19 protein-coding genes are annotated in these 26106 nt (G+C 44.8%); 18 read left to right on the forward strand and 1 reads right to left on the reverse strand.

From position 1 onward, the window contains the following. Window positions 1-205 precede the first annotated feature (205 nt). Together NYE58_RS08200 and NYE58_RS08205 are read left to right on the forward strand one after the other, a co-directional pair. Window positions 206-1603: an MATE family efflux transporter gene (locus tag NYE58_RS08200; RefSeq protein ID WP_326047434.1), complete on the forward strand. Its 1398-nt coding sequence runs from the start codon at window positions 206-208 to the stop codon at window positions 1601-1603. Window positions 1604-1926: 323 nt separating this feature from the next. Then, the gene (locus NYE58_RS08205) at window positions 1927-2733 is read left to right on the forward strand and encodes an AAA family ATPase (RefSeq protein ID WP_179087386.1); all 807 of its coding nucleotides are present in this window, start codon (window positions 1927-1929) and stop codon (window positions 2731-2733) included. Window positions 2734-2837: 104 nt separating this feature from the next. Here the strand turns inward: NYE58_RS08205 and NYE58_RS08210 are convergent, their stop codons facing one another. Then, window positions 2838-3875 carry a LacI family DNA-binding transcriptional regulator gene (locus NYE58_RS08210; RefSeq protein ID WP_076098905.1) on the reverse strand — a complete coding sequence of 346 codons (1038 nt, stop codon included), beginning with the start codon at window positions 3873-3875 and terminating at the stop codon, window positions 2838-2840. Window positions 3876-4340: 465 nt separating this feature from the next. On the opposite strand from NYE58_RS08210, the gene NYE58_RS08215 reads away from it, so the two are divergent. The 16 genes from NYE58_RS08215 (at window position 4341) to NYE58_RS08290 (ending at window position 26100) form a co-directional block, all read left to right on the forward strand. Continuing rightward, the gene (locus tag NYE58_RS08215; protein WP_076098922.1) at window positions 4341-5261 is read left to right on the forward strand and encodes an ABC transporter permease; all 921 of its coding nucleotides are present in this window, start codon (window positions 4341-4343) and stop codon (window positions 5259-5261) included. A gap of 17 nt (window positions 5262-5278) precedes the next feature. Beyond that, window positions 5279-6160: a carbohydrate ABC transporter permease gene (locus NYE58_RS08220; RefSeq protein WP_036675818.1), complete on the forward strand. Its 882-nt coding sequence runs from the start codon at window positions 5279-5281 to the stop codon at window positions 6158-6160. 61 nt (window positions 6161-6221) lie between these two features. Then, a complete protein-coding gene (locus tag NYE58_RS08225) occupies window positions 6222-7835 on the forward strand; it encodes an ABC transporter substrate-binding protein (RefSeq protein ID WP_051490876.1) in 1614 nt (537 codons plus the stop codon). A gap of 57 nt (window positions 7836-7892) precedes the next feature. After that, on the forward strand, window positions 7893-9374 hold the full coding sequence (locus tag NYE58_RS08230) for a glycoside hydrolase family 32 protein (RefSeq protein WP_076141172.1): 1482 nt from the start codon (window positions 7893-7895) through the stop codon (window positions 9372-9374). Window positions 9375-9395: 21 nt separating this feature from the next. Next, window positions 9396-10289 carry an ROK family protein gene (locus tag NYE58_RS08235; RefSeq protein ID WP_076141173.1) on the forward strand — a complete coding sequence of 298 codons (894 nt, stop codon included), beginning with the start codon at window positions 9396-9398 and terminating at the stop codon, window positions 10287-10289. 86 nt (window positions 10290-10375) lie between these two features. Next, window positions 10376-14179, forward strand: coding sequence for a GH32 C-terminal domain-containing protein (locus NYE58_RS08240; RefSeq protein ID WP_076179007.1), 3804 nt, complete (start codon window positions 10376-10378; stop codon window positions 14177-14179). 309 nt (window positions 14180-14488) lie between these two features. Beyond that, window positions 14489-15478 (forward strand): LacI family DNA-binding transcriptional regulator, encoded by a 990-nt coding sequence (locus NYE58_RS08245; protein WP_244886434.1) that lies wholly within the window; start codon window positions 14489-14491, stop codon window positions 15476-15478. A gap of 21 nt (window positions 15479-15499) precedes the next feature. Then, entirely contained in the window at window positions 15500-16480 is a 981-nt protein-coding gene (locus NYE58_RS08250; protein ID WP_036675810.1) for an N-acetylglucosamine kinase, read from the forward strand. 43 nt (window positions 16481-16523) lie between these two features. Then, entirely contained in the window at window positions 16524-17822 is a 1299-nt protein-coding gene (locus NYE58_RS08255) for a 6-phospho-beta-glucosidase (protein WP_341001545.1), read from the forward strand. A 24-nt stretch (window positions 17823-17846) separates the two neighbouring features. Then, window positions 17847-18773, forward strand: coding sequence for an ABC transporter permease (locus NYE58_RS08260; RefSeq protein WP_036675807.1), 927 nt, complete (start codon window positions 17847-17849; stop codon window positions 18771-18773). Between the two features lie 59 nt (window positions 18774-18832). Next, window positions 18833-19723, forward strand: a complete 891-nt coding sequence (locus NYE58_RS08265; protein ID WP_036675805.1) for a carbohydrate ABC transporter permease — start codon at window positions 18833-18835, stop codon at window positions 19721-19723. A 33-nt stretch (window positions 19724-19756) separates the two neighbouring features. Next, window positions 19757-21403 (forward strand): extracellular solute-binding protein, encoded by a 1647-nt coding sequence (locus NYE58_RS08270; RefSeq protein WP_341001546.1) that lies wholly within the window; start codon window positions 19757-19759, stop codon window positions 21401-21403. Between the two features lie 38 nt (window positions 21404-21441). Further along, on the forward strand, window positions 21442-23175 hold the full coding sequence (locus NYE58_RS08275; RefSeq protein WP_076104747.1) for a family 10 glycosylhydrolase: 1734 nt from the start codon (window positions 21442-21444) through the stop codon (window positions 23173-23175). 265 nt (window positions 23176-23440) lie between these two features. Beyond that, a complete protein-coding gene (locus NYE58_RS08280; protein ID WP_341001548.1) occupies window positions 23441-24724 on the forward strand; it encodes a DUF1963 domain-containing protein in 1284 nt (427 codons plus the stop codon). 165 nt (window positions 24725-24889) lie between these two features. Next, entirely contained in the window at window positions 24890-25219 is a 330-nt protein-coding gene (locus tag NYE58_RS08285) for a PadR family transcriptional regulator (protein ID WP_036675798.1), read from the forward strand. Between the two features lie 14 nt (window positions 25220-25233). Further along, window positions 25234-26100 carry a pentapeptide repeat-containing protein gene (locus NYE58_RS08290; protein ID WP_038569394.1) on the forward strand — a complete coding sequence of 289 codons (867 nt, stop codon included), beginning with the start codon at window positions 25234-25236 and terminating at the stop codon, window positions 26098-26100. The last annotated feature ends 6 nt before the right edge of the window (window positions 26101-26106 follow it).

The raw sequence follows: 26106 nt of genomic DNA on the forward strand, positions 1-26106 counted from the left end.
TCCGAGCCTGGCGGTATAAGGTGCCCTTTATTTGTGCTGTGAAAATATAAATTTAAAGATAAAATCCTTTATGAGATAGAAACAATCCCTTTTGCGGTAGTTGCTAGCCATCCTGTCTTATAGACTTGTTAATGTAAGGAGTCCCGTAAATCTTTGAACGAGGACTTCGCATATTCAGTCAAAAGAAGGAGAGAAAATCCACATTATGAACACTGTAACACAGATAAACAACAGCAAAGACAAGCAGACGCATTTTATTCTCAACGGTAATCTATGGAATATTATGGTCCAGTTATCATGGCCCGCTATCATCGCAATGGTTCTCTATGGCTTAAATGCGGTTATTGCCGCTGTATTTGTGGGAAGGTTTGTCGGAGAGGAAGCACTGGCTGGGGTTTCGGTAGCTTATCCTTTAACCCAGATCAGCTTGGGACTGGGCTCCTTGATCGGGGTGGGTGCCGGTTCTGCTTTAAGTTTAGCCCTCGGCAGGCAGGACAAAGAAATGCAGAAACGTTTGATGGGGAATGTTAATTATCTGTCCATCCTTGTAACGCTTGTCTATATGGTGTTAGGTTTACTTTTCTCCACACAGCTGGTGCGAATTATGGGAGGAGAAGGGGAAACTCTGGCTCTTGGAGACAGCTATTTTAGAATTACGGTGATCGGTTCATTTTTCTGGATTTATGGACTGGCTGCCAATATGATTGTGCGTGCCGAAGGGAAAATGAAATCGGCAGCCGTGGTAATGGGCATTGGACTGGCAGTTGATGTATTGTCCAATTATATTCTGGTAGCCTGGCTGGATTTTGGAGTAGAGGGTGCTGCCTGGGCTACAAATATCGGGATGCTGGTCTACACCTTGCTGGGATGGATTTATTTTGGCAAAGGATTTGCCTCATTCCGAACGAATGTCTTCGCAATTTATCGGGATGCTGCCACAATCAAATCCATAGTTGGACTGGGAATGTCCTCTTTCATTATGAACTTTATGAATCTGGTACAGGCTGTTGTAGTATTTAATGCACTGTCGAGATACGGGACTACAGCAGATATTGCATTTTATGGTGTGGTTTTCCGTGTATTCACCTTCCTGTTGACGCCGATATTCGGATTAATGCGCGCCTTGCAGCCAGTCATCGGCATTAATTTTGGAGCAGAACAGTATGAGCGCGCCATCAAAGCCTATAAAATATTCACACTCGTCTCCATGCTGCTGACTTTGCCTTTCTGGATAATTTCCATGATCTCTCCGGCTTCCATTCTGGGACTAATGCTGCCGGATCAAATCTTTAAGAGCAGCGAAATGTTATATTTCCGGTTGAACATGGCGGTTCTGCCGTTATTGTCGCTCATTTTTATGGCCATGACCTTTTTCCCTGCGATTAATAAAGGGAAGCCGGCGGCCGTTATCGGCATCACCAGACAACTTGTTTTTTATGTGCCAGTGATGCTTGTTTTGCCAAGATGGTTAGGCGTCTCCGGAGTATATTGGGGTTCGCTTGTGATTGATTCTGTGGTTGTAGTGTGGACGGTAATCCTGGTAACTAAGGAATTCACCCGGCTCAGAGCTAAGTCCAAGCTAGCCAGGACTTACAATATGTGAAGGTAAGATGCTGGAACTTCTGCTTTGCCTGGATGGACAATTTAATAGATATACCCCAAAAGAGCCTTGGAACTATAAAGGCTCTTTTTTGTGCTACTGGTTGACATTATAAACAAAAAGAAAGTATGATATTTTAAATCGTAATAATTACGAATAAATACACTGTGGAAGATGAATTGATTTGTGGATAATGAATGCTCACAAGCCGGCTCTATCGTTCCTCACGAGGACTTCGAACGGCAATTAGCGCAGGTTGAACTGGATTCAGAAAGGATCTTTTGGATTTCTTGAAAATAACCATTTTAAAGGAGCTTTAATAAATAATGAACAAAAGCAGCAACAATCAACGTCTACCCAGAGCAAAAGGGATTGATATGGGTACCTATTATACACCCAAAGAATGTGCCAAAAAGGTTAGACATCTCGTCCTACCCGATATGAATCGAAAGATTGTCGAAGAATTCATTACGATCTTAGGTATGAGGGGAAGCTTTGAAGAACATCAAGTTCCCATTCCCAATAAAGTGGTTATGTATGGTCCACCGGGCACAGGGAAAACACTTACGGCATTTTATATGGCGCAAATGCTGGAGCTTCCACTTATCCTGGTCAGACTTGATGCAATTATTCACAGCCATTTGGGTGAGACTGGAAGTAATATCCGGAAAATATTTGAGTATGCCAAAGCATCTCCTTGTGTTCTTTTCCTGGATGAGTTTGATGCCATTGCAAGAACACGGGAGAGTAATGACGAGGTTAAAGAAATGGCCCGTGCGGTGAATACACTGCTGCAATGTCTCGATGATTTTGGTGACAATAGCATTTTTGTAGCAGCGACGAACCTAGAAAATGAACTGGATAGAGCTATTTGGCGAAGGTTTGATACAAAAATGATTTATTCCAACCCGGATGAATCAAGTAGGCGTCAATATGTTGAACTGTTAATTAATGACTTTGAAAGTGAAGCTGGGTTGATGGAGGAGGCATGCGAACGTCTTTCCGGTTGCAGTTTTGCTGATATTGAACAAATTGTCCTGAAAGCGAAACGTAAGGCGATCATAGAGCATTGTCTGCTAAAACGAGAGCATATTGTTCTATCCTATGAAGAATACAATCCTTCCATAAACTAATTGTGGGCGATTATATATACAGGATATTGTAATTGGAACAATTCAACGAAAAAAAAGAACCCCAGCGACGGAATTATTAATCGCTTGGGTTCTTTTTAAATTCATCAACTGATATTAGGTGTAGAGTCTCTTATGATGAGTTTGGTATAAATATGAGAAACCTGATAGGGTTGCTTCGGATCATGAATTCGGGAAAGTAGCATTTCGGCTGCTTTGACACCCATCTGATTACTATAAATATGAACAGTAGTGAGATGGGGTTCAACAATGTTTGATTCAGGACCATTATCAAAACCACAAATGACGATGTCATTAGGAATGGAAAGCATGTTTTTGAGTGACTTCATAAAGGTAACCGCAATATAATCGTTAGCACACACGAAAGCAGAAGGAAGCTCATTGATTTGACTCAGCCTAGTATCTGCCCACTCCGGATTCGAAAAAAATAGTCGATCGTCATCGAGAATACATTGTGAGAGATCAAGCTGGATGCCAGATTCTATCAATGCGCGATTAAAGCCCACCCATCTTTCATTAAAGCTCCTACAGTGATTATAGTCCCCGATGAACCCCAGTGATGTGTAACCGCCATCAATTAACTTTTTTGTAAGTTGATATGTGCTATGTTCGTTTTCCATGAGAAGTACATCTGCTTGGAATTCAGGGTAGCAGATATCTGCAGAACAGTCGATGAAAATAGTTGGAATGCCTAGACTTGTAATTAGCTTACTATATTCCGAATTGAACAACTCAATACAAATAATTCCGTCTACATTGGCGACATCAAAATTATTTGGAAGAGACAGGGACTCCTGATCAATGTCTCTTATAATGTGCATGGATAAATTATATCCTTCTGCACTGATTCGTTTCTCCATGCCACTGATCAGTTTCGATCCAAAGTGGGAAGTGTTAGGTAAGTTTTCTGTTAATAAAGCGATATTTCCAGAGTTTCTTGGTTGAACACTCTCGGTGTCCATAAAAGCAAATTGTTTATATTTTAACTCTATCGCTTTCTTTATAACCTTGTTTCTAGTTTCATCAGGTATACCATTCGTTCCATTTAAGGCTTTGGAAGCTGTATTTCTGGAGATTCCTAAAGCATCCGCGATGTCTTGTATGGTTACTTTTTCCCTGGCCATCTATGTAATTCACCTCTATATTCTTGTTCTTAACCTTCGCCACAAATAGTGTACTATTTGGCATGATTCCAACTCTCTTTAATGTATATTAGTTTACTCAAAATAGCAATATGATATTTACAAATACGCAATTTAGTTTACGTTTTATCGGCGGATAAGTGTGCAAAAAAGGTATTATTCTTTTCATCTTCATGAGAATATGTTGACTTTAAAGTATATAATCCTATTTAAATTGGCTGTATTTGTAATTATGTAAAATTATATGCATCATTTATGAACATAATACTTTGTCATATGCACATAAATATTTTTACAAAATGTATTGACGAACGATTAAGTGTTTGGTAAATTGTAAAAGCAGCAGGACATAAGCCAATTGAAAGCCCTTACTGCATCAAGATATAAACATTGATAAGAACGGAGGTAAAGGCATTGCAAAACCTAATAGAAGCTGAACACAGAACAATGGTGACCAAACATAAGAGCTCCTTACTAGACTATCTAAAGAAGTACTACTTTCTTTATATTTTGCTCGCACCAGCTGTGATCCTGACCCTGATTTTTAAATACGGTCCTATGTATGGTGCGATTATCGCCTTTAAAGATTTCAGCCCAATCAAAGGGATTATGGGAAGTGAATGGGTAGGCTTTTACAACTTCGAGAAATTCCTGTCATCCCCCAACTTCGAAGTTATCTTTATGAATACGCTTAAATTAAGTTTCTTCGGATTAATTCTGAGTTTTCCAATTCCTATCCTGCTTGCGTTGATGTTAAATCAAATTCGCCGTGCAGGCGTCAAAAAGAACATTCAATTGTTCTTGTATGCACCTAACTTTATTTCTGTTGTCGTTGTGGTCGGGATGTTGTTTATCTTCTTGTCCCCAACGGGACCGATTAACCAGTTTTTTACCTGGCTTACAGGTGAACCAATCATGTTTATGTCTCGTCCGGAGTACTTCCGTTCGATCTACATTCTGTCCGATATTTGGACCGGAGCCGGTTGGGCATCCATTATTTATGTAGCAGCGCTTGCTAATGTCGATCCTGAGTTACATAATGCAGCCAATCTTGACGGCGCTAATCTTCTACAAAGAATACGCCATATCGATTTGCCAACCATTCGTCCAATTATGGCTATTGTATTTATCCTTGCAGCTGGTGGGATTATGTCCATTGGCTTCGAAAAAGCCTATCTCATGCAAACGGCGATGAACTTGCCAACCTCAGAAATCATTCCGACTTACGTTTATAAAATTGGTTTGCAGTCGGGCGATTATGCCTATTCAGCCGCAGTAGGATTGTTTAACTCTATCATCAACATCGTCCTGCTCATCACCGTTAACTTCACCGTGAAGAAACTGAATGAGGGCGAAGGTCTTTACTAAGAAAGGAGCAACAAGCTATGCCCATTAAACATTCCGGATTAGATCGCTTTATCGTCGTGCTTAACGCGATCTTCCTGACGCTGGCCGTACTTATCATTGTACTTCCTTTGATTTATGTAGTGATTGCATCTTTTATGGATCCATCAGTTCTGCTCAGTAAAGGATTATCATTCAACCTTTCGGATTGGTCATTAGAAGGGTATATAAAAATTCTTTCTAATCCGGCCATGATCCGAGGTTTTGGAAACTCTGTTTTATACTCTGTTTCATTTGCTATGCTTACCGTTCTCGTCTCTATCTGTGCAGGGTACGCACTGTCTGATGACAGGCTCAAAGGAAAAGGATTCTTCATGACCTTGTTTATTATCACCATGTTCTTTGGGGGTGGGCTTATACCAACCTATCTGCTCGTTAAGAATCTTGGTCTGCTTGATACAGTCTGGGCGGTGATTATTCCAGGGGCAGTTAATGTATGGAACATCATTCTCTCTAGAACTTTCTTCAAAGGAGTACCGAATGAAATGAAGGAAGCCGCTAATGTAGACGGAGCTTCGGAGATGCGGATCTTCTTCAGTGTCGTATTACCGCTCTCCAAACCGATTGTTTTCGTGCTCGCTCTTTATGCCTTTGTGGGCCAATGGAATTCCTATTTTGACGCGATGATCTATTTAGATAATCCGAATCTTCATCCACTGCAGCTCGTGTTGCGTTCCATCTTGATCCAGAATCAGGTAGATCCGGGCATGATCAGCGATCAACTCGCCATGGCGGAAATGAAACGATTGTCTGAAATCATCAAGTACGCTGCCATCGTTGTTTCCAGTTTGCCACTTATTGTTATGTATCCGTTCTTCCAGAAGTACTTTGAAAAAGGTGTTATGGTCGGTTCCCTTAAGTAGGAAACAGGCTGCACATAGATAAAGATTAATTCATTCATATCTAATTTGGAGGTCATACCCTATGAAAAGAATTAAGAAATCAAGAGTATCAACGAAAGTAGCTTCTGCATCTGTACTTGCTTCGTTTATGTTCCTTACTGCATGCGGTGGCGGAGGAGGAGGGGGAAGTGCGGCTAGTAAAGAACAGGACGCCAGCGGTAAAGTAACTTTGAACTTTATTACGCAAAGCTCTCCACTTGCACCAGTTGATCCAAATGAAAAACTGATTAATAAGCGTCTTGAAGAAAAGACGAATGTTCATATTAATTGGAAGAATTTCACGAAAGACGTATTTGTTGAAAAAAGAAACTTGGCTGTGGCAAGCGGTGATCTTCCTGATGCGATTTTTAATGCGGACTATAGCGACTATGAGCTGCTCAAGCTTGCTAAAGACGGTGCCATTATTCCGCTGAATGATCTCATCGAGAACAATATGCCCAACTTCAAAAAGGTGCTGGAAGAAGCACCGGAATACAAGAGTATGATTACGGCACCAGACGGTAATATTTATGCCTTTCCGTGGATCGAAGAGCTGGGCAATGGCAAAGAAAGAATCCAGGCGGTAGACAGTATGCCTTGGATCAATGTGGAATGGCTTGAGAAGCTGGGCCTTGATATGCCTACGACAACAGAAGAATTAAAAGAAGTATTAATTGCATTCAAGACAAAAGATCCAAATGGCAACGGTAAGGCTGACGAAATTCCTCTGTCCTTTATTAACAAGCCTGGAGCAGAAGATCTGGTTTTCCTATTTGCTTCGTTCGGATTGGGTGAGAACCCTGACCATGCGGTTGTGAGCAATGATGGAAAGGTAATATTTACGGCGTCACAAGATGACTACAAAGAAGCCGTTTCTTTTATTAACGAGCTGTATAAAGAAGGACTCATTGATATTGAAGCCTATACACAGGACTGGAGTACTTACCTTGCAAAAGGAAAGGATCAGAGATACGGACTTTACTTCTCATGGGATAAAGCCAACATCACTGGAGCAAATGACACTTACGAGGTTATGCCTCCGCTTGCTGGACCAGATGGTGAAGTTAACGTAACAAGAACGAACGCGCTTGGTTTGGGCAGAGGTAAGATGGTTGTTACTAGCGCCAATAAGAACTTAGAAACGACAGCGAAATGGGTTGATCAACTCTACGATCCGATTCAATCTGTACAGAACAACTGGGGAACGTATGGAGACGATAAACAGCAAAATATCTTCGAATTTGATAAAGAAAAAGAAATGCTGAAGCATTTGCCGCTGGAGGGTGCAGCTCCTGTAGAACTACGTGAGAAAACAAGTGTCGGTGGACCATTAGCTATCCTTGATTCCTATTATGGCAAATTCACAACCATGCCGGATGATGCTAAAGGCAGAATGGATATTATCAAGAACATCATGGCGCCAAAAATGAAAGCAGAAAACGTAATGCCGAGTGTATTCCACTCCATTCAAGAGCTTGATCGCCTAACGACAATTGAGACGGATCTTTTTGCCTACGTGCTTAGAATGCGTACTGAATGGTACCAAAATGGTAAAGTTGAAGCGCAGTGGGATGAATACCTGAAAGAATTGGACCGTCTGGGCTTGCAAGAATGGCTTGAAATTAAACAAGGCGGCTATGACAGAGCAAGCAAATAATAAACTATAAATAATATACGGTAAAGACCGTGTTCGGGAGTAAAGGAGAAAACAATAATGTCTACGATTGCGAAACAAAATTACCGCGGAGTGTATCATTTTTCCCCTAAGGAAAAGTGGATGAATGATCCAAACGGAATGGTTTATTTTGAGGATGAATATCATTTGTTTTTTCAGCACCATCCAGGTGGAATGACTATGGGCGCTATGCACTGGGGCCATGCGGTCAGTAAGGATCTTGTTACATGGGAGGAGCTGCCTATCGCTCTTGCTCCAGATGAATTAGGTATGATTTTTTCCGGCAGTGCCGTAGTCGACTGGAACAATACGACTGGATTTTTTGAAGATAAACCAGGTCTAGTAGCAATTTTTACACACCATTTGGATATGCCGGAAGGCAAGCCAGCCATTCAGCGTCAAAGCTTGGCCTATAGTAAAGATAACGGAAGAACCTGGACGAAATATGATGGGAATCCGGTACTTGAACATGATACATTCATTGATTTCCGTGACCCGAAAGTATTTTGGAATAAAGATACTAATAAATGGGTGATGATTGTAGCTTGTGGTCAAACGGTGTGTCTATATCATTCTCCTGATCTGATGAACTGGACATTTGCCAGTGAATTCGGAGAAGGAATCGGTTCTCATGACGGGGTATGGGAATGCCCGGACTTGTTCCCGCTGGCCATTGATGGCGATCCTTCGAACACGAAATGGGTGATGCTAGTGAGCATCGGTGCGGATCCCGCTTTTGTGGAAGGATCAAGAACACAGTATTTTACAGGGGATTTTGATGGAGAAGTGTTCACGCCAGATGAAGATTCGATTAAAATTCGCTGGCTTGATTATGGAAGAGATAACTATGCAGGTGTAAGCTGGTCCGATATACCGGCTGAGGATGGAAGAAGACTATTTATCGGCTGGATGAGCAACTGGATGTATGCTAACAAGACGCCAGCAGAAGAATTCCGTGGTGCGATGACAATTGCAAGAGAACTTCAGCTCGAATCAAGACAAGGGGGAACTTTTCTTGTGCAGAAGCCGGTACAAGAGTTGGAATCAGCTCGTGTACAAGTCCTTTCTATAAAAAATGCAACGGTGCAAGAAATCAATACTCTTCTTAAAGAGATTCGCTTGGAATCTTATGAGATTATAGCTGAGTTCACTCGGGGTAAATCTGTAGGTTTCAAAGTAAGAATTGGTGCGGATGAACAAACAGTGATCGGTATCAACGGTGACACAGAGGAACTTTATGTAGACCGGAAGGCTTCGGGCCAGCATGATTTCCATGAACATTTCGTAGGACATCATTCAGCCAAACTCGCAGCGCTTGATGAGTCAAATGATCTCCGTATTTATGTGGATTGCTCTTCCGTTGAGGTGTTTAGTAATGGAGGTCAGGCAGTAATTACGGATCTTATATTCCCTGGACTAGAATCTAAAGGTATTGCTGTGTTTGCAGAAAATGAGAATGACTTGCTGATTTCCCTGGATATCTATGAGCTTACTCTCTCTGCTGAGCAAGACAAGAATTAGTCACCGAGAGGAGTCTTGTATATGCGTATAGGAGCGATTGAAGCTGGCGGGACGAAGTTTATATGTGGCATCGGGAATGAAAATGGGACCATTGAAGATCAGATCAGTTTCCCTACAGAACATCCTGAGTTGACGTTGCCCAAAGTTATTCAATATTTTCAAGACAAACCAGTAGAAGCTATCGGAATTGGATCGTTTGGTCCAATCGATATACGCCCAGATAGCCCGACGTATGGTTACGTTACAACAACACCAAAACCAGGTTGGGGAAATTACGATATGCTGGGCACTTTGAAAAGATACTTTTCGGTTCCCTTTGGCTGGGACACGGACGTCAATGCAGCGGCATTTGGTGAAGCCAAATGGGGCGCTGCCCAAGGGTTATCCAGCTGTTTATACTATACAGTTGGCACGGGTGTTGGTGTGGGAGTGTATTCAGAAGGCAAACTTATTCATGGTCTTGTGCATCCTGAAGGGGGGCATGTTCTTACAAGACGCCATCCTGAAGATGAATTCCCAGGGGGATGTCCCTATCATGGGGACTGCCTAGAAGGGATGGCGGCAGGTCCTGCTATTGAAGCAAGGTGGGGGAAGAAGGGACATGAACTTCCTATAGATCACCTTGCATGGGAAATGGAAGCATTTTATATTGCGCAGTCGATTACGGGTGCTATATTGCTTAACTCTCCTCAGAAAATCATTCTGGGTGGTGGTGTTATGCAGCAATCACAATTGTTTCCACTTATTCGGCAGGCCGTGCTTCAAAACCTGAACGGTTATGTTAGCTCAAGTACTATTTTAGAACACATAGATGAGTATATCGTTCCACCAGGTCTAGGCCAACAGGCGGGATTATGTGGTGCTCTGGCTCTTGGACTCACAGCACTGGAAAGTCAGATTTCTGCTCAATTGTAAAAGAATATAGAGAGGAGGTCAGTGCAGTAATGGATTGGCCTCCTTCTTGTTTTTCAATATTAATGATAGAAAAGAGGCTGAAGAAGATGAAAAATAAAGGAAAATTTGTTTTGTCCTTTCTCATGGCAACAGGATTTGTTATGACTTCAGCAGGCATTTATGTAGCAAATCCCGGTACTGGGTGGGCTGCGCCCGCTGATCAGGAGGTAAGTAAACAAGCTAAGGAGGGGCTTTCTATTTTTGAAAGCGTAACCAAAACAAACACAAACTTGACAGGTTGGCAAATAAAAGGAAAAGGTAAGTTGGCGGATACTGTTGAAGGGATTTTACTGACTTCTGATCCACAAGAAAATGTAATGGCAATCTCCGAAACGGTATCAGAGGATTTTATCTATGAAGCTGATGTCATGATCAAGGATATGCAAGCTGACGCGACCTTATTGTTCCGTTCTAATGAAGATGGCTGGGGTTCCTACATGCTCCAAATTGTTCCGAATGCAGGTATGATCCGCTTACGAGACGCAAGTGATGGTGAAGGGAAATTAAAAGAGGAGCGGAAGGTTACTGTTAAGGCAGGAGAGATCTATCATCTCAAGGTAAAAGCAGAGGGTTCATCACTGAAAGTATATTGGGACAACGAATATAAATCTGTGATTGAGGTTCACGATCATGCGTATCGTACTGGTAAGCTAGGGCTCAATGTATGGAATGGTTCTGTTTTGTTCCAAAATATTATCGTAAGCGACCTGAAAGGAAATCTGGGTGCTGTGGTTACAAATAAAGGACAATGGCAGCCTAATATCAACGGCAAAAAAGGAATGGCAGTAAACCAGATGAAGTCACAGCAAATTTATAATAAACAAGCTGCTGATTTTGTATATGAAGGAAATATATCTCTTCGTCCTGATTCTGTTGCAGCGCTCGCATTTCGTTCATCGGCTGATGGAACAAAGGGATATGAAGCATCCCTGACAAAGGAAGGAAATCAGGTTCGTGTAAGTTTGACGAAAGCTAACGGAGCAACAATTGCAAGTTCACAGCAAACCTATCCAAGTCAGACCGGAGCAAAACATCATGTAGAGATAAAGGCGAAGGGAAACAGAATTCAGGTCTTCCTAGACGGATACACCCCGGCTGCGATCGATCTAACAGATAAAACCTATACCGATGGATATACAGGAATCGTCGTTAAACAGGGAACGGCTTACTTCCAGGATACCTATGTGACGGATGCCAGCAGTTATTATAATGAAAAATATCGTCCTCAATACCACTATACGCCAATTCGTGGTTCTGCCAGTGATCCTAACGGACTTGTCTACTTCGATGGAGAATATCATCTATTCCATCAGGACGGAGGCACATGGGCACATTCTGTCAGTAAAGATATGCTGAACTGGAAGCGCCTTCCGATTGCGCTGCCGTGGAATGATCATGGGCATGTCTGGTCTGGATCAGCTGTGGCAGATTTGACGAATGCATCAGGTTTGTTCGGGGATTCAGGAGGCAAGGGGCTGATTGCCTACTACACTTCCTATAATCCCGATGGCCCGAATGGGAATCAGCGTATCGGTCTTGCATACAGCAAGGACCAAGGTCGTACTTGGGAATATTCCAAGACGCGTCCTATGGTTATCGGAAATCCAGGCGATAATGGAGGGGAGCCCGGAGGCTGGGATTTCCGTGATCCGAAAGTGATTCGTGATAACGACAATAACAGATGGGTAATGGTTGTATCCGGTGGAGATCATATTCGTTTCTTTACTTCAACAAATCTACTTGATTGGACCCTAACAGATAGCTGGGGATACGGGGAATATGTTCGCGGCGGTGTATGGGAATGTCCGGATTTGCTTCAGCTTTCGGTAGACGGAACATCACAGAAAAAATGGGTTTTGATGATTAGTACAGGAGCGAATTCAAAAACAGGCGGATCAGATGCTGAATATTTTGTGGGTCATTTAACAGCGGAAGGTAAATTCGTTAATGTTAATCCGGCAGGGAAAGTTTTGCGAACAGATTTTGGAAAAGAATTCTACGCTTCAATGTCTTTTTCGAACATGCCAGATCATCGCAGCGTAATGATGGCGTGGATGACAAACTGGGACTATCCGTTTGCTTTTCCAACAACCCATTGGAAAGGCGTACTGTCAATCCCAAGAGAAGTCTCATTAGTAACGACAAAAGATGGGATTCAGCTCGCTCAAAGTCCGATCAAGGAGTTGGAATCGCTGCGTAATCAGCTGTATTCTACTGCTAACAAAGAGGTGAGTCCTTCTTCTCAGAATCTATTGAAAGGGGTTACCTCTGGTGCATACGAAATTGAAGCTGAAGTAGAAATTCCAGCAGGTAGTCAGGTTAGTGAATTTGGCTTTAACGTTCGTGTAGGGGGAAGTCAGCAAACGGTTGTTGGATATAAACCTAGTGAGGGTCGGATTTTCGTGGATCGGTCTGCATCTGGTTTGACGGATTTTTCGAATCTATTTAGTAAAAGACATGAAGCGGCAATGCAAACGGAGAACAAGCGAGTTAAGCTGCGTATCCTTGTAGATGAGTCTTCTGTTGAGGTTTTTGGCAACAACGGTAAAGTTGTTTTCTCTGACGTCATTTTTCCGGATCCAGCCAGCAGAGCTTTGAGTTTTTACACCAAAGGAGGCAACGTAAAAGTCGTATCTCTGAAGGTGAATCAGTTAGGCTCTGTATGGAATCAGGAGACGGGCTCAGCTACCAAGATAATGATGGATACAAGTGATCGCGAACTGAGCAAGGGGCAAAGCGACATACTTTTGGCGATGGTAGAGAATGGTACCGGTAATGGGGCACAGCCGCTTAAATGGAATTCCAGTAACAAGGATGTAGTTGAACTAAACGTGGTGGATAAATCCCAGGCAACCCTTGTAGCTAAAAAAGAAGGCGAGTCTATCATTACCGTCTCTACTCCAAATGGGAAGACATCAGCTAGCTTATTAGTTAAGGTATCTGGGGGTGAATTTCATACGAACTTAAGTGGGTGGACTAAAGATCTATCTGCAGCCTCCTGGGTCATTGGTGAAAATGGGATTCGTGGAAATTACTTGAGTGACGCGAATTATATCGCAGAGAAGCAGGCAGGAGATTTTACTTATGAAGCAGATATGATGTTAGGGAAATCCGGAGGAGCAGGCTCTATGTTGTTCCGTGCCAGCGAAGATGGACGCAGCGGATACTACTTAAATCTGGATCCGAATATGAAGTCCATCCGTCTGTTTTATAAAATCGACGGCCGTATTGAAGAGCGTCAGATTCTAGCAAAAGTTCCGACGTTCATTCAGCCGGGTCAAACCTATAAAGTGAAAATCGAAGCGAAGGGCCCGCATATCGTGGTTTATGTGGATGGGCAGAAAGTCATCGACCTCCAGGACGGCACATTTGCCGAAGGCCGCTTTGGACTACATGTATTTGGCGGAAATGCTTCATATCAAAACGTTAACGTGAGCGGAGAAACACCTGCCAATTTAACCACTTCCAGTCTAGTAAATGCAGAACTACAGAAATCCCTTTATACAGCAAATCTCGCAAATGGTGAAGCTGTTACACTGAAGGATGCAAATGATTCTACGGATCAGAAGTGGGTATTCGTGCCGACGGGGGACGATGCAGGTTCTTATTCTATTCGTACAACAGCCGGTCAGGCGCTTGATCTCGACACAGGGCAAAATAAAATCCAGTTATACCCTTATCTTGGATATAACAATCAGCGTTGGATTTTTCACAAGAATGATGATGGTACCGTAAGTATTATTTCTGCTCATCATAAGAAAGCGCTGGAAGTATCGGCGGATGGGACGACACTGTCTCTAAGCGAGCTTGATCCTACTCTTGATCGACAAAAATGGGTAATTACCAATTAACCTGAGGAAGATAGAAGCAAGGGAAGGGGGGAATAGCGTGTCTAAAAAGCAACTTGTCTGCGGATGAGTTGCTTTTTGTTTTGGCTGCATTTTATGTATTGACGGATATTGGAAATGTAAGTAGAATGTAAATTAGTTAAAACCTTAAAACTTTTGTAAAGAATTTTGGTGTTCTTGATAAAGGCAAAGCTGACATTCAGTGTGCAATTTTCAATCAGAACATAGAAATATCACGAAAGGTAAGGTTTTTTATTTACCTAAAAAGTTTAATCGTTTAAACTTTCGGGTGACGGAGGTATGGAAGCTAAGATGAATATACATGATGTAGCCAAAAAGTCGGGACTCTCTGTAGTGACCGTATCCAGGGTGCTTAACAATTTACCCTCTGTACGGGAAGCTAATAGACAGAAAGTGCTGAAAGCTATGGAGGAATTGAATTATCAGCCCAATTCAGCAGCGCGGAGTCTTGTGAGGGGCAAAACGGGAGTCATCGGGATGTCGATTACCAACTTTAACGACTCTTTCTATGACCGGGTTATTCGCGTGGTGAACCGGAAGCTGGCAGCGCAAGGGTATTTTTTAGCCCTATCGATCGCCGAGAATGAGGATGAGGGCGACAATTTCCTGTTTCAGAAGGATCGCGTTGACGGAATTATCCTGTTGTCCCCACTTGAAGAAAAGGCATATGTAGAGGAACTGAAAAGAAAAAACATTCCGTTTGTATTGCTGGATAACCAGTTTCAGCATGAGGATGTGCCTAGCGTCGTGGTCGATAACTATCAAGGCGGGTATGAGGCTACAAAGCACTTGATCGATCTTGGGCACACTCAAATTGCCTATATTGGCGGCCCTTCGGTATTTCTAAGTGTAGCGGAGCGAAAGCGAGGTTATGTCCAAGCGCTCGAGGATGCCGGGTTAACGCCATTCGGAACGGAATACTGCAGCTTTACAGTAAGCGGCGGCTATGAGGTGGCCAAGAGATGGATCCGCGAAGATAAGCTGCCGACAGCTTTTTTTTCGGGGGACGATTTTATTGCTCTTGGAATGGTTCAGGCTCTCCGGGAAGAGGGAATTCGAGTACCCCACGATATCTCAATTGTTGGATTTGATGATCAGCAGTTCGTAGGTGAATTTTACCCGCGGTTGACGACGGTCAGACAACCTGAGGCACAAATGGGCAATATAGGCGTTGATTTACTACTAAAAATGATCAATGGGGAGGTGATGCCGCCCGCTGTAACGAAGCTCGCTCCGCAGCTACTCATTCGTGAATCCACCGCATCTGTTAGATTACCTTGAATTTTAGGAGTGAAATCATCCGTGAAGTATTTTTTGGGAGTTGATGCAGGAGGCAGTAAAACCCACGCAATGATTGCAGATGAACAAGGGAAGGTCATCGGAGTTGGCAAGGGTGGGATCGGAAATCATCAAATAAACCGTGAGCAGGCGGTGAACAGTTTGCAGCAGGCCCTATCGGAAGCAATTATGGCGTCAGGGCTGACCAAGGATCAGCTGGATTACTCCTGGTTCGGCTTAGCGGGAGCGGACAGAGAGGCTGATTTCCGGATTTTGCGACCGATCATCAGCAGCTTTGATCTTCCCCAAACTGAGATTTCCTGCGATACCTGGATAGCCTTGCGGTCAGGTACAGAGAAGAACTACGGGATCGTGCTGATTTGCGGATCGGGCGTGAACTGTAGTGGTAAAAATCCGTTGGGTGCTACATACCAATGTGGTGGATTCGGCTACCGGTTCGGGGATTATGGCGGTGGCTATGATTTAAGTATTGAGGTATTCCGTAGCGTCCTTCGGGCGGATGAGGGAAGAGAGAAGGAGACGGTCCTAACCGAACGCTTAACGCAATTGTTGGGCTATTCCAATGTGTCGGAATTAAGAGAGGATTACCTGGATCATTTCAGAGACCTGCCTCCCCATATTGCTGAACTATTATTTCAAGCGGCAGAGGAAGGGGACCAGGTTGCCACCGAGCTGCTGGTCAAGCAAGGGGATGAGCTGGGTTTGGCCGCGGTATCGGCCATCCGTCGCTTGGGCATGGAGGAGGACTTCTTCGACATCGTACTTGCAGGCAGCCTGCTGACAAAGGGAGACCGCTCAGGCATCATCCGGCGGGCCATTGAGAGAAGAGTGAAGTTGTCGGCTCCGAATGGCACTTTAAGGATTTTGACCCGGGAGCCGGTTGTAGGATCGGTCGTTCTGGCTATGGAAAGCAGCGGTATGCGTGTAGATCAGAAGGTTCTAGATAATCTATCACAGGGGAAAGTACCGAACACAATAGGCTAGTTTTTATAAGACCAAAATGAAAAAGATGAAGGAAGGGTCTATCATGGAGGAATCATTGAAGCTGGTTGTCATCGGAGCGGGATCATCGTATACGCCTGAGCTTATTGAAGGCATCATCCTGCATCACCAAGAGCTTCCCATCCGCGAAGTATGGCTGGTGGATATTGAGGAGGGAAGGGAGAAGCTGCATACGATTGCAGAACTGAGCAAACGCATGATCGCTGAGTCCGGACTGCCGATTACCGTGGTCCAGACGTTTGAACGCAGGGAAGCCATTGCCGGAGCGGACTTTGTATGCACGCAAATCCGGGTAGGCATGCTGGAAGCGCGCAAATGGGACGAATTAATTCCGCTTCAATACAATGTCATCGGCCAGGAGACGACAGGTCCCGGAGGGATGATGAAAGGCCTACGGACCATCCCGGTCATTCTGGATATTTGCAAAGACATTGAGGAGCTGGCTCCGGATGCCTGGTTGCTGAATTTTACGAATCCGGCCGGTATGGTGACTGAAGCTGTTCACAAATACTCATCGGTAAAAAGCGTAGGATTGTGCAACTCACCGATCGGTTTTCAAAAGTGGCTCTCCGAGTTCTTCGGACTTCCTATGGAGAAGATCTACGCGGAGTTTGTCGGCATCAACCATCTGCACTGGGTATCCGATATCGTGATTGACGGTAAAAGCAAGCTGCAGGAGCTCATTGATTACCCGCAGAGCTACAAGGCGAGCAATGTGCCGTTTGATTCCTGGGACTACCGGTTTCTGAATGCTTTGAAAGCGATTCCCTCTTATTACCTGAGCTATTACTATATGACGGACGCGATGCTTGCGGAACAGAAGGAAGCAGCAGCAACGACTGGATCGCGCGCTGAGGTAGTGAAGAAGGTGGAGGAAGAGCTGTTTGAACTGTACCGGAACGTAGAGCTGAAGGAAAAGCCCAAGCAGCTGGAACAGCGCGGCGGAGCCTACTACTCGGAGGCGGCAGTGCTGCTGATGCGCTCCATTTATAATGATTCCCGCGATATCCAGACGTTGAATGTAAGGAATAACGGAATTATTGACTTCTTGCCGGACGATGCCTCCATTGAGGTGAATTGTATGGTCACCAAGCAAGGTCCGCTGCCGATTCCGCTGCGCATAATTCCTCAGCCCGTAAAAGGCTTGCTGGCTGCAGTCAAACAATACGAGAGCCTCACCATCGAAGCGGCTGTGCACGGAGACCGGGATATAGCCCTGCAGGCTATGGTTCATCATCCGCTCGTGCCTTCGGTCACCGTAGCTGAACAACTGCTGGATGAAATGCTGGAGAAGAACAAATCGTTGTTGCCGTTGTTTCACTAGAATCGTCCAGAGGAGGAAAAGCGGATGAACACGGCCGAGAAACCGCGTAGATGGAAGAAATTTATCAGTCAATTGGATTTGCAGTCCATGGTTTGGCCGGGAATTATCTTTGTATTCATTTTTAGCTACATTCCGATGTATGGCGTGGTTATGGCATTCCAGCAATACGATATTTTTGGCGGCATTATGAAGAGCCCATGGGTTGGATTTATGCATTTCAGAATGTTCTTCGAGGCGCCGGAGTTCTGGAATGTGATGCGAAATACCCTTGTGATCAGCTTGCTTAAATTGATTATCTCTTTTCCTGCCCCGATTCTTCTTGCGCTGATGCTGAATGAAATCGGGAATATGGGCTTTAAACGTATTATCCAGACCGTCAGTTATTTACCTTATTTCCTGTCCTGGGTTATAGTATCCGGTTTTGTATTTTCGCTGTTATCCGTTGACAACGGGACGGTGAACTATGTGCTGGAGCGATTCAATCTGGTAGGGGAACCAGTTAACTTCCTGGCGTTACCCAAATACTTCTGGTCGATTCTAGTAAGCGTAAATGTGTGGAAAGAGGTCGGATTCGGGAGCATTGTCTACCTGGCCGCGATTGCAGGCATTGATCCAACCCTATATGAGGCCGCTTCTATAGATGGAGCAAGCCGGTTTAAGCAAATTCACTTGATTACACTCCCCAGCATTACCCCCATTATCATCATCTTTATGATTCTTGCCATCGGCAGTCTGCTCAGTGCGGGCTTCGAGGACATTTTGCTGCTGGCAACCAATCCAATTCTGCGACCCTACTCCGATGTTATCGACACCTATGTGTACCGTGTTGGGATTTTAAATGCCAGATTCTCTTATGCGACAGCGGTAGGGCTATTCAAGGCGGTGATCAGTGTCATTCTGCTAGTGACGGCCAACAAAATCGCTCGCCGGGCAGATGTTAGTCTCTGGTAGTACTACTACTCATAGCGAATGCTTCCGATGCTCCATAAACCTTTTAGGAGGGGTGAACAATGAGACTAAGCCTAGGCGACAAAATCATGCAGCGGAGTATGTATATCCTTTTGACGCTGCTGGCGTTACTCATGCTATACCCGTTTTGGAATGCGCTGGTCATTTCCTTTAATCTAGGGAGCGATACGGCGCTCGGTGGTGTAACCTTGTTACCGAGAGCTTTTACTCTGGAAAATTATTATATTGTGTTTCAGGATCAACGCCTGCTGAATTCTTTTCTGATCACCATTCTTAGAACGTTATGCGGCACGGCATTGTCTGTCTTTTTCACGGCACTGTTAGCCTACGGAATGTCCAAGAAGACATTGCTATTTCGAAAACAATATATGGTGTTCTTCATGATTACGATGTTCTTCAGTGGAGGGCTCATCCCTAGTTATTTACTAGTTCGCTCTTTGGGTATGCTGGACACCTTTTGGGTGCTGATTATCCCCGGCATCATCAGTGTCTGGAACATGATTGTCATCCGCACCTTCTTCCACGCTCTGCCGGAGGGGTTGGAGGAATCGGCCAAAATCGACGGCAGCAGCAACTACGGCATTTTTTTCCGAATCGTCATTCCCGTCTCCGGTCCGGTGCTGGCCACGATTGCCTTATTCACCGCAGTAGGTTACTGGAATGACTGGTTTACGGGAGCGATCTATATTACAAAGGATCACTTGCTTCCTATACAGACCCTTCTGCGCCAGATTATGAACTCCAACATCATGACCCAAATAGGCTCATCGAATGCTATCGCGCTGGATCATATGAACCGAAATCGGACGATTACCACGAAGTCACTGACTATGGCTACGATGATGATCGCTACCATTCCAATTATCCTGACGTATCCTTTTCTCCAAAAGTACTTTGTTAAGGGCGTAATGATCGGTTCGATGAAAGAATAGCAGTCTCCATATTATGTAGAAAGAAGGGAAAAGATGCGCAATCGTATGAAATGGGTATCTCTTTTGCTGACTTCACTGGTGCTTCTTCTCGCTGCCTGTAGCGGAGGAGGAAATTCTAACACTTCACCAACCACAAGCGAGAAAAATCTGAATACTGAGGCCGCCACAGATGACGGCAGCGGGATCAAGCCCGTCACCTTCAGCTTCTATGGAAACTATGACTGGCTTACGACATCACCATGGGGGGATAATGAGGCGACAAAATGGATTCAGGAGAACCGTAAGGTTTCTGTTGAACCGATACAATCCGGAGGAGCGGCCGGAGAAAAGCTCAACACGATGATCGTCGGCGGTGATTTACCGGATGTTATTTTTACTGACCGGGGATCCTCAGTGGAACGGCTGGTGCAGGCAGGACAACTCGTTGCGCTGGATGATTACTATGAGAAGTATCCGAACTTCAAGAAATATGTGAAGGAATCCACCCTGAATTTGCTCCGTTCAGAAGACGGGAAAATCTATCAAATTCCGAACTGGTATACATCCGGGCAATTCGGCAACGGCGGATGGATGGTGAATAAAGATATTTATAACGAACTCGGCAGACCGTTGCTGGAGACCTTTGATGATTTGTATCAATATTTGCTTAAGGTGCAAGAAAAGTATCCGGATGTAGTACCTCTGGAGGTTGGGGAGAAGGGGGCAGGTCTGGAAATTATGTATGGTGGTTTTAAGGAGAACTCCACCAGTAAGTTCATTTCACTCATGGGATATCCGGATGGCGACAAGCTGTCATCTATCTTGGACGATCCCGCTTACGAGGAGATGGTGCTGTATATTAATAAGCTGTATCGTGAACGGCTGATTACGCAGGATGCTCTGCAGCAAACCCAGGATGCGGTCAAAGAAAAGGTCAATACCAACCGGGTAGCAGTCATGGTCGAATCCAATATCACTACGTATGGAGCCGAGGGACACCGGGCACTGACAGCGAATAATCCGGACAGCGGTTATGAGATTATATGGCCGATTCATAAAGCCGGTCTAGACAAAACACAAGTGTTTGTAAGCGGCTTTGAGACGCTGGGTTGGAACGTTAATGTCATTACGAAAAAGGCCAAGGATCCAGAGGCCATCTTCGCTTATTTTGACTGGATTACGGGTCCGGAGGGACAGAAGGTGCTTTTCTTCGGTCCTAAAGGCTTGTACTGGGATGAAGAGGATGCGGACGGAGCGCCAATCCCGAACGAGAAATACAAGACGACTCCTGCTAACGAGCGCACGGAAACGATGCGGAAATTCGAGGACTTTAACTGGGCGGGAAATACAACCTTTATTGATACGGCGAAAATGAGCCTCGAGGCGCTGCTTTCCGCGAACCAGAAATCCTGGGAGACCGTGGCGCAGTCCACGGTGACCTGGAAAACCGCGTTGGATATCACGGAGTTTGTAAATACCGATCCGATTCCGGATACGGAGATCGGCATCATCGCACAGAATATCGGGGATATTTATACCCTTGCTTACGCCCAGATGGTACAGGCGAAGTCGGATGAAGCGGTGCTGTCGGCGCTGGAGACAGCTAAAAAGAACACCGAAAAAGCGGGGCTGGCTAAGCTGCTTGAATTCAGAACCGAAAAATGGCAGGAAAATGTTAAGAAAATCAACGCGACGAAATAAGACTATTTATAAAATCTTATACTAGTGGAGGCGAGATTATGGCATTTGCGTTGAGATCGAGGTTTATAGCACTGTTAAGCATCGTGTTGGTTTCTTCGATAGCCGGTGGTTCCGTTCCTGTTATGGCCGAGGAGGAGAGTAACCCCCCTTTCGAAACGGAAGTTATTGTACGGACCGTAAACCAGTTTAAGAACATGGCGGATGTCCAGAATTTCATCGCGCTGTCTACAAGCTATGGCGTCGATGTTATTAGCATGAACGTGAAGCAGGATGAAGATGATGAGGTTCCGTCTGGAAGTGTATTTTATCAGAGTGATATCGCACCAATTGCCCAAGGCTACCAGAATTTCGACGCCCTGCAGGCTGTCATTACGGCAGCCCATGCTGCAGGAATCAAGGTTCATGCCTGGATTCCACAGTTCCATGATCAGCAGGCCTTCCTGGAGCACGATGAATGGCAGATGCAGGCGCTGGTTGACGGGGTTCAGACTCCGTTTACAGGTTCTAACGGCAACGAATACTTCGTCAATCCAATTCACCATGAAGTGCAGCAGTATGAGCGTTCCATCATTCAGGAAGTGATCGAGAATTATGATGTGGATGGCGTTGTGCTGGATTGGATCCGCTTCGATAATTACAACATGGACGTCAGTGATTACACGGTTACGAAGTATCAGGCGCAGTTCGGGTATTCACCGCTCAGTATTGACTTCGAGACGGATTCGCCTCAGAGAGAGCAGTGGAATGAATGGAGGACCGATCAAATTGGACAGTATGTGGGCGATATCCGTCAGGATATCACCCAGTCCTCGAAGCCGGATGTGCAGCTCGGTGTGTATATTTTGCCGCCAGAATTCATTGAAGTTGGGCAGAATGTAGCGAAATTCAAGGATGATATCGACTTTGTTGCACCAATGGCGTACTTTGATGACTGGGAGTTCAACAGTGATTGGGTATACAGCACTTCCTACGGAATCCTGAAGGATACGAGCGACCGGATTAGCGGCAGTGACGTGGAAATTGTTGCGACGCTGGATAATGACTGGACAGATGATCAATATCAGGAGATTTACAAGGGAATCCGCGAGAATTATCCAGGTGTGAAGCGTCTGTCGTTCTTTGCTTACGGGGCCTGGCCAGAAGATGAGCTGGCCAATATCAAAGAACGTGAAACCTGGCCTACGCCAGGCTGGACGCCTCCGGTAGAACAAGACTATCCGGCTCAATTACCAACAGGATGGAAGGCGCGGAATATCGGTTCCATGCCGGGGAACGTTACCTACAATTCTTCCAATAAGCAATTTACACTCAGCAGCAGCTCTACGGATATTTGGGGAAATGGAGATCAACTAAATTATATATACCAATCCGTGCGAGGCAATGCGGAGATTATTGTTAAAGTGCAGTCCACTAGCCGATTGGACGGCTGGGCCAAGGCCGGCATTATGATTCGGGAGTCGCTGGGTCATAATTCGAAGCATGCAGATATGATGCTTACCCCCGAAAATGGGGCAGCCTTCCAGTATCGTGCAGAGACTGCCGGCAATATGGTTGATCAGACTGCGGCTGCCTCGGCTCCAAGATGGCTAAAGCTGACCCGAAGTGGAAATACCTTCAAAGGGGCTATTTCGACGAACGGGAATAACTGGAAAACGGTCGGAACTGTTCAGATTCCGATGAACCGCAAGGTGTATATTGGCATAGCACTTAGCAATCCCGGGGATGACTCGAGGAATAAGGCTGTGTTTGGAAATGTGAAGATTACGGATTAAGCTTAATACAAGGGCACCGGTTCTTATTTATCCGGGGGAGTTTTCGTTTATCAGGTTAACCAGAAATATCTGGTTAACCTTTTTTATTTCGGTATAAGGTGATGGTGGGGGATATATCCAATTGAAATCTGAAATGAATTTAAAGCTGCTAAATCCGGTGGTATATTTAATGCAGCTAATTCTATAATATAGCTAATTCTATAATGCAGTTTAGCTTATTAATAATAGTCTTTGAGAATAACTTATACAGAATAGGAGAGATACGATGAGCGAGCGTATACCCTGCCAAACCTCAGGCTGCAAGGGAAGCATACTTCCTGCAACTGCTTTAAAGACAGGTGGAATCTGCATGCCCTGTCATCAGAGGAAGCTTGCGCTGGAGGAAAAGGCTTATATTGAACAAAATCGAAAAGACATTGATTTGTACGCAGGTGTGAATGATCCGGTTGAAATTCTTAAAATCATGCACAAACCGCGGAGGTTGAGCCCGCTTGAACACGTAATTCCCTATCACAAAACCGCGCAAGAGTTATATCGTCAACTGACTGAAAGCGAAAGGGAGCGATTGGAAACCTACGCCATTAAATTGATGGAAGAAGATGATTTTGACCAGGCTGAAACCATTTTACTGTCGCTTATATGTTTTTCAAGTGCTTCCATTGAACGGGGGCTGGAGGCTTTTTTTCTTAACGGGAAGTATTATCCCGGTATTCTCTATAAAGAAGCGGGTCAGGAGATCCGTGATAAGATCATTCATCAGTTAGAGCATGACTCGGAAAACCGTAATCATTTGCTGCTTGCAATGGCCTGGATTGGTGATGAAGAGGTTGTTCGGCAGTTCGAGACATGGCGGCAGCATCCGCCTCGATGGACATCGGAGTTAAATGTGTCTCCGGAAAGCTATGCTCACGAAGCAGGATGGGAATTAGCTCCCGACGGTGGGAAAAGGCTGCTTTTTTACCCCGAGAGTTATCATTTTGAAGTAAACAGGGACGGAAAAAATGGGATGGATCGGGATCATACGGCGGTAGCGGCGCTACAGGCGGGTGAGCATTCCTGCCCTTGGTGTGGCGGTAAGTTGACAGTGCTGTTTGATTACGATTTGCAGAATCCACTGGTTCAATTTATGAAGCTTTCCGGCCAGCGGTTAAGGATTGCAGCTTGCATGCATTGTAATTGTTATGGCACCGTGTTTATGAAAGCGGAGCTGGACGGCCAATATTCGTGGAGTGAATATAATACCGTTCCTGATTTTTTGCCTGCAAATGAAGACAGGGAAGAAATAGCATGGCATGCCATGCAGCTATCGGAACGACAGATGGGAACCTATGAAAATTCATATTGGATGCTTGAGGCGCCTGCGTCGCAGATTGGAGGACATCCGGCTTGGATTCAGGATGCGGAATATCCTGTGTGCCCTTGCTGTTCGAAGACGATGAAGTTTATTGCCCAAATGGACATGGAACAGGCCGAGGACAGCGAGGGGATTTATTATGCATTTTTGTGTGAGGGTTGCCTGCAGGTAGCTGTGAATTACCAGCAGACGTAAATCAACTTATTTCTGGTTAGCGTAGATTGGAACTTCAGACTTAAAAAGAAAAATGCTGCCTTAGACAACTAAGGACGGCATTTTTTTATTTTGTATAAACATGATGATCAAAGTACCTTGACTGTCACAGTAGTATGATATACAATGCGATTATGAGGTGATGAAATGAGTGAGAACAAAATCACATCCGATCTGCTGCGAGGACATACCGATACGATGGTATTGCGGCTCTTGTCCGAAGCCGATCGTTATGGATATGAAATCGTCAAATTGATTGCTGAGCGTTCCGGAGGCGAATATGAATTAAAAGAAGCTACGATGTACTCCAGCGTCCGGCGGCTTGAGGCAGACGGTGACATTGAATGGTATTGGGGGGATGAGTCTCAGGGGGGACGACGGAAGTATTTTCGGATTACCGAGAAGGGGAAAGCTGTTTACGCCAATAACAAGACTAATTGGGAGTACGCAAAGCGTGTGCTTGAAAACTTATTATAAGGAGACTTGATAATATGAATGAGAAATTAAACATGTATTTAAATGGCGTATTCGCACCCTATGACGGGATAAAAAGCGTTGCTGAATTAAAGAGTGACCTCCTTTCCGATTTGCAGGAGCGGTTCAGTGAACTCAAGGCTGAAGGCAAGGATGATGAAACGGCGTTTAAGATGACGATAGACAGCATCGGCGACATTGAACAGACGGTGCAGGAGGTTGCCAATCTCTCCCGTTCACTTGAGCGGCAGGTGGTGACGAGCTTTAGGGCGAGCAACTTATCGAAGAGCGATTTTGCAGGCGTTACCGCCCATAAAGGGGATTTTAAAGTGAGCGCGTTGCGGGGTTCGGATTTTACAGGCGCTGACTTGACTGGCAGTTCTTTCGCGGGCAGTGACGTAGGCGAGGCCAAGTTCGACAGCGCTAATCTGACCGACTGCAATCTGTCCGGCATTGAACTGGCAAATGCGAGCTTTCACAAATCTATTCTTGTTCGCACCAACTTTAGCTCATCAGGACTTACAGGGGCGAAATTTATCAGTGCAAGACTGACCGACGTCAAGCTGTGTACGACTGATCTTACGAAAACAATCTTTGAGAGCTGTATCTTTGACGGTGTGGAATTTAAAACCTCAGATCTGCGGGGATTATGTTTTGACGGCCAGACCTTTATCGGGGTCAAGTTTGAAAAGTCGGCGCTGAACGATATTTCGTTTAGAGGTGCGACGTTAAAAAATGTGTCATTCCTCTCCGGGTTTTCGTTATCCAAGAAGTTTTATCGTGCAATTAAAACGATCAACTTTGACGGTGCAATGATGGATAAGTTGACCTTCGCTGCGCTCAAAGGCATGGAAGCTGATTTGACAAAGGTTACAGTCCTATAAGCCTGA

The organism is Paenibacillus sp. FSL L8-0708 (assembly GCF_038009325.1).
GTDB classification, from domain to species: domain Bacteria; phylum Bacillota; class Bacilli; order Paenibacillales; family Paenibacillaceae; genus Paenibacillus_AQ; species Paenibacillus_AQ odorifer.

What these genes read in the sequence shown, in the direction of transcription:
- NYE58_RS08265 (WP_036675805.1), top strand. Translation starts at nt 18,833, where the DNA reads ATGAGACTAAGCCTAGGCGACAAAATCATGCAGCGGAGTATGTATATC.
- NYE58_RS08245 (WP_244886434.1), top strand. Translation starts at nt 14,489, where the DNA reads ATGAATATACATGATGTAGCCAAAAAGTCGGGACTCTCTGTAGTGACC.
- NYE58_RS08240 (WP_076179007.1), top strand. Translation starts at nt 10,376, where the DNA reads ATGAAAAATAAAGGAAAATTTGTTTTGTCCTTTCTCATGGCAACAGGA.
- NYE58_RS08290 (WP_038569394.1), top strand. Translation starts at nt 25,234, where the DNA reads ATGAATGAGAAATTAAACATGTATTTAAATGGCGTATTCGCACCCTAT.
- NYE58_RS08260 (WP_036675807.1), top strand. Translation starts at nt 17,847, where the DNA reads ATGAACACGGCCGAGAAACCGCGTAGATGGAAGAAATTTATCAGTCAA.
- NYE58_RS08215 (WP_076098922.1), top strand. Translation starts at nt 4,341, where the DNA reads ATGGTGACCAAACATAAGAGCTCCTTACTAGACTATCTAAAGAAGTAC.
- NYE58_RS08210 (WP_076098905.1), bottom strand. Translation starts at nt 3,875, where the DNA reads ATGGCCAGGGAAAAAGTAACCATACAAGACATCGCGGATGCTTTAGGA.
- NYE58_RS08285 (WP_036675798.1), top strand. Translation starts at nt 24,890, where the DNA reads ATGAGTGAGAACAAAATCACATCCGATCTGCTGCGAGGACATACCGAT.
- NYE58_RS08220 (WP_036675818.1), top strand. Translation starts at nt 5,279, where the DNA reads ATGCCCATTAAACATTCCGGATTAGATCGCTTTATCGTCGTGCTTAAC.
- NYE58_RS08230 (WP_076141172.1), top strand. Translation starts at nt 7,893, where the DNA reads ATGTCTACGATTGCGAAACAAAATTACCGCGGAGTGTATCATTTTTCC.
- NYE58_RS08275 (WP_076104747.1), top strand. Translation starts at nt 21,442, where the DNA reads ATGGCATTTGCGTTGAGATCGAGGTTTATAGCACTGTTAAGCATCGTG.
- NYE58_RS08200 (WP_326047434.1), top strand. Translation starts at nt 206, where the DNA reads ATGAACACTGTAACACAGATAAACAACAGCAAAGACAAGCAGACGCAT.
- NYE58_RS08225 (WP_051490876.1), top strand. Translation starts at nt 6,222, where the DNA reads ATGAAAAGAATTAAGAAATCAAGAGTATCAACGAAAGTAGCTTCTGCA.
- NYE58_RS08205 (WP_179087386.1), top strand. Translation starts at nt 1,927, where the DNA reads ATGAACAAAAGCAGCAACAATCAACGTCTACCCAGAGCAAAAGGGATT.
- NYE58_RS08280 (WP_341001548.1), top strand. Translation starts at nt 23,441, where the DNA reads ATGAGCGAGCGTATACCCTGCCAAACCTCAGGCTGCAAGGGAAGCATA.
- NYE58_RS08255 (WP_341001545.1), top strand. Translation starts at nt 16,524, where the DNA reads ATGGAGGAATCATTGAAGCTGGTTGTCATCGGAGCGGGATCATCGTAT.
- NYE58_RS08270 (WP_341001546.1), top strand. Translation starts at nt 19,757, where the DNA reads ATGCGCAATCGTATGAAATGGGTATCTCTTTTGCTGACTTCACTGGTG.
- NYE58_RS08235 (WP_076141173.1), top strand. Translation starts at nt 9,396, where the DNA reads ATGCGTATAGGAGCGATTGAAGCTGGCGGGACGAAGTTTATATGTGGC.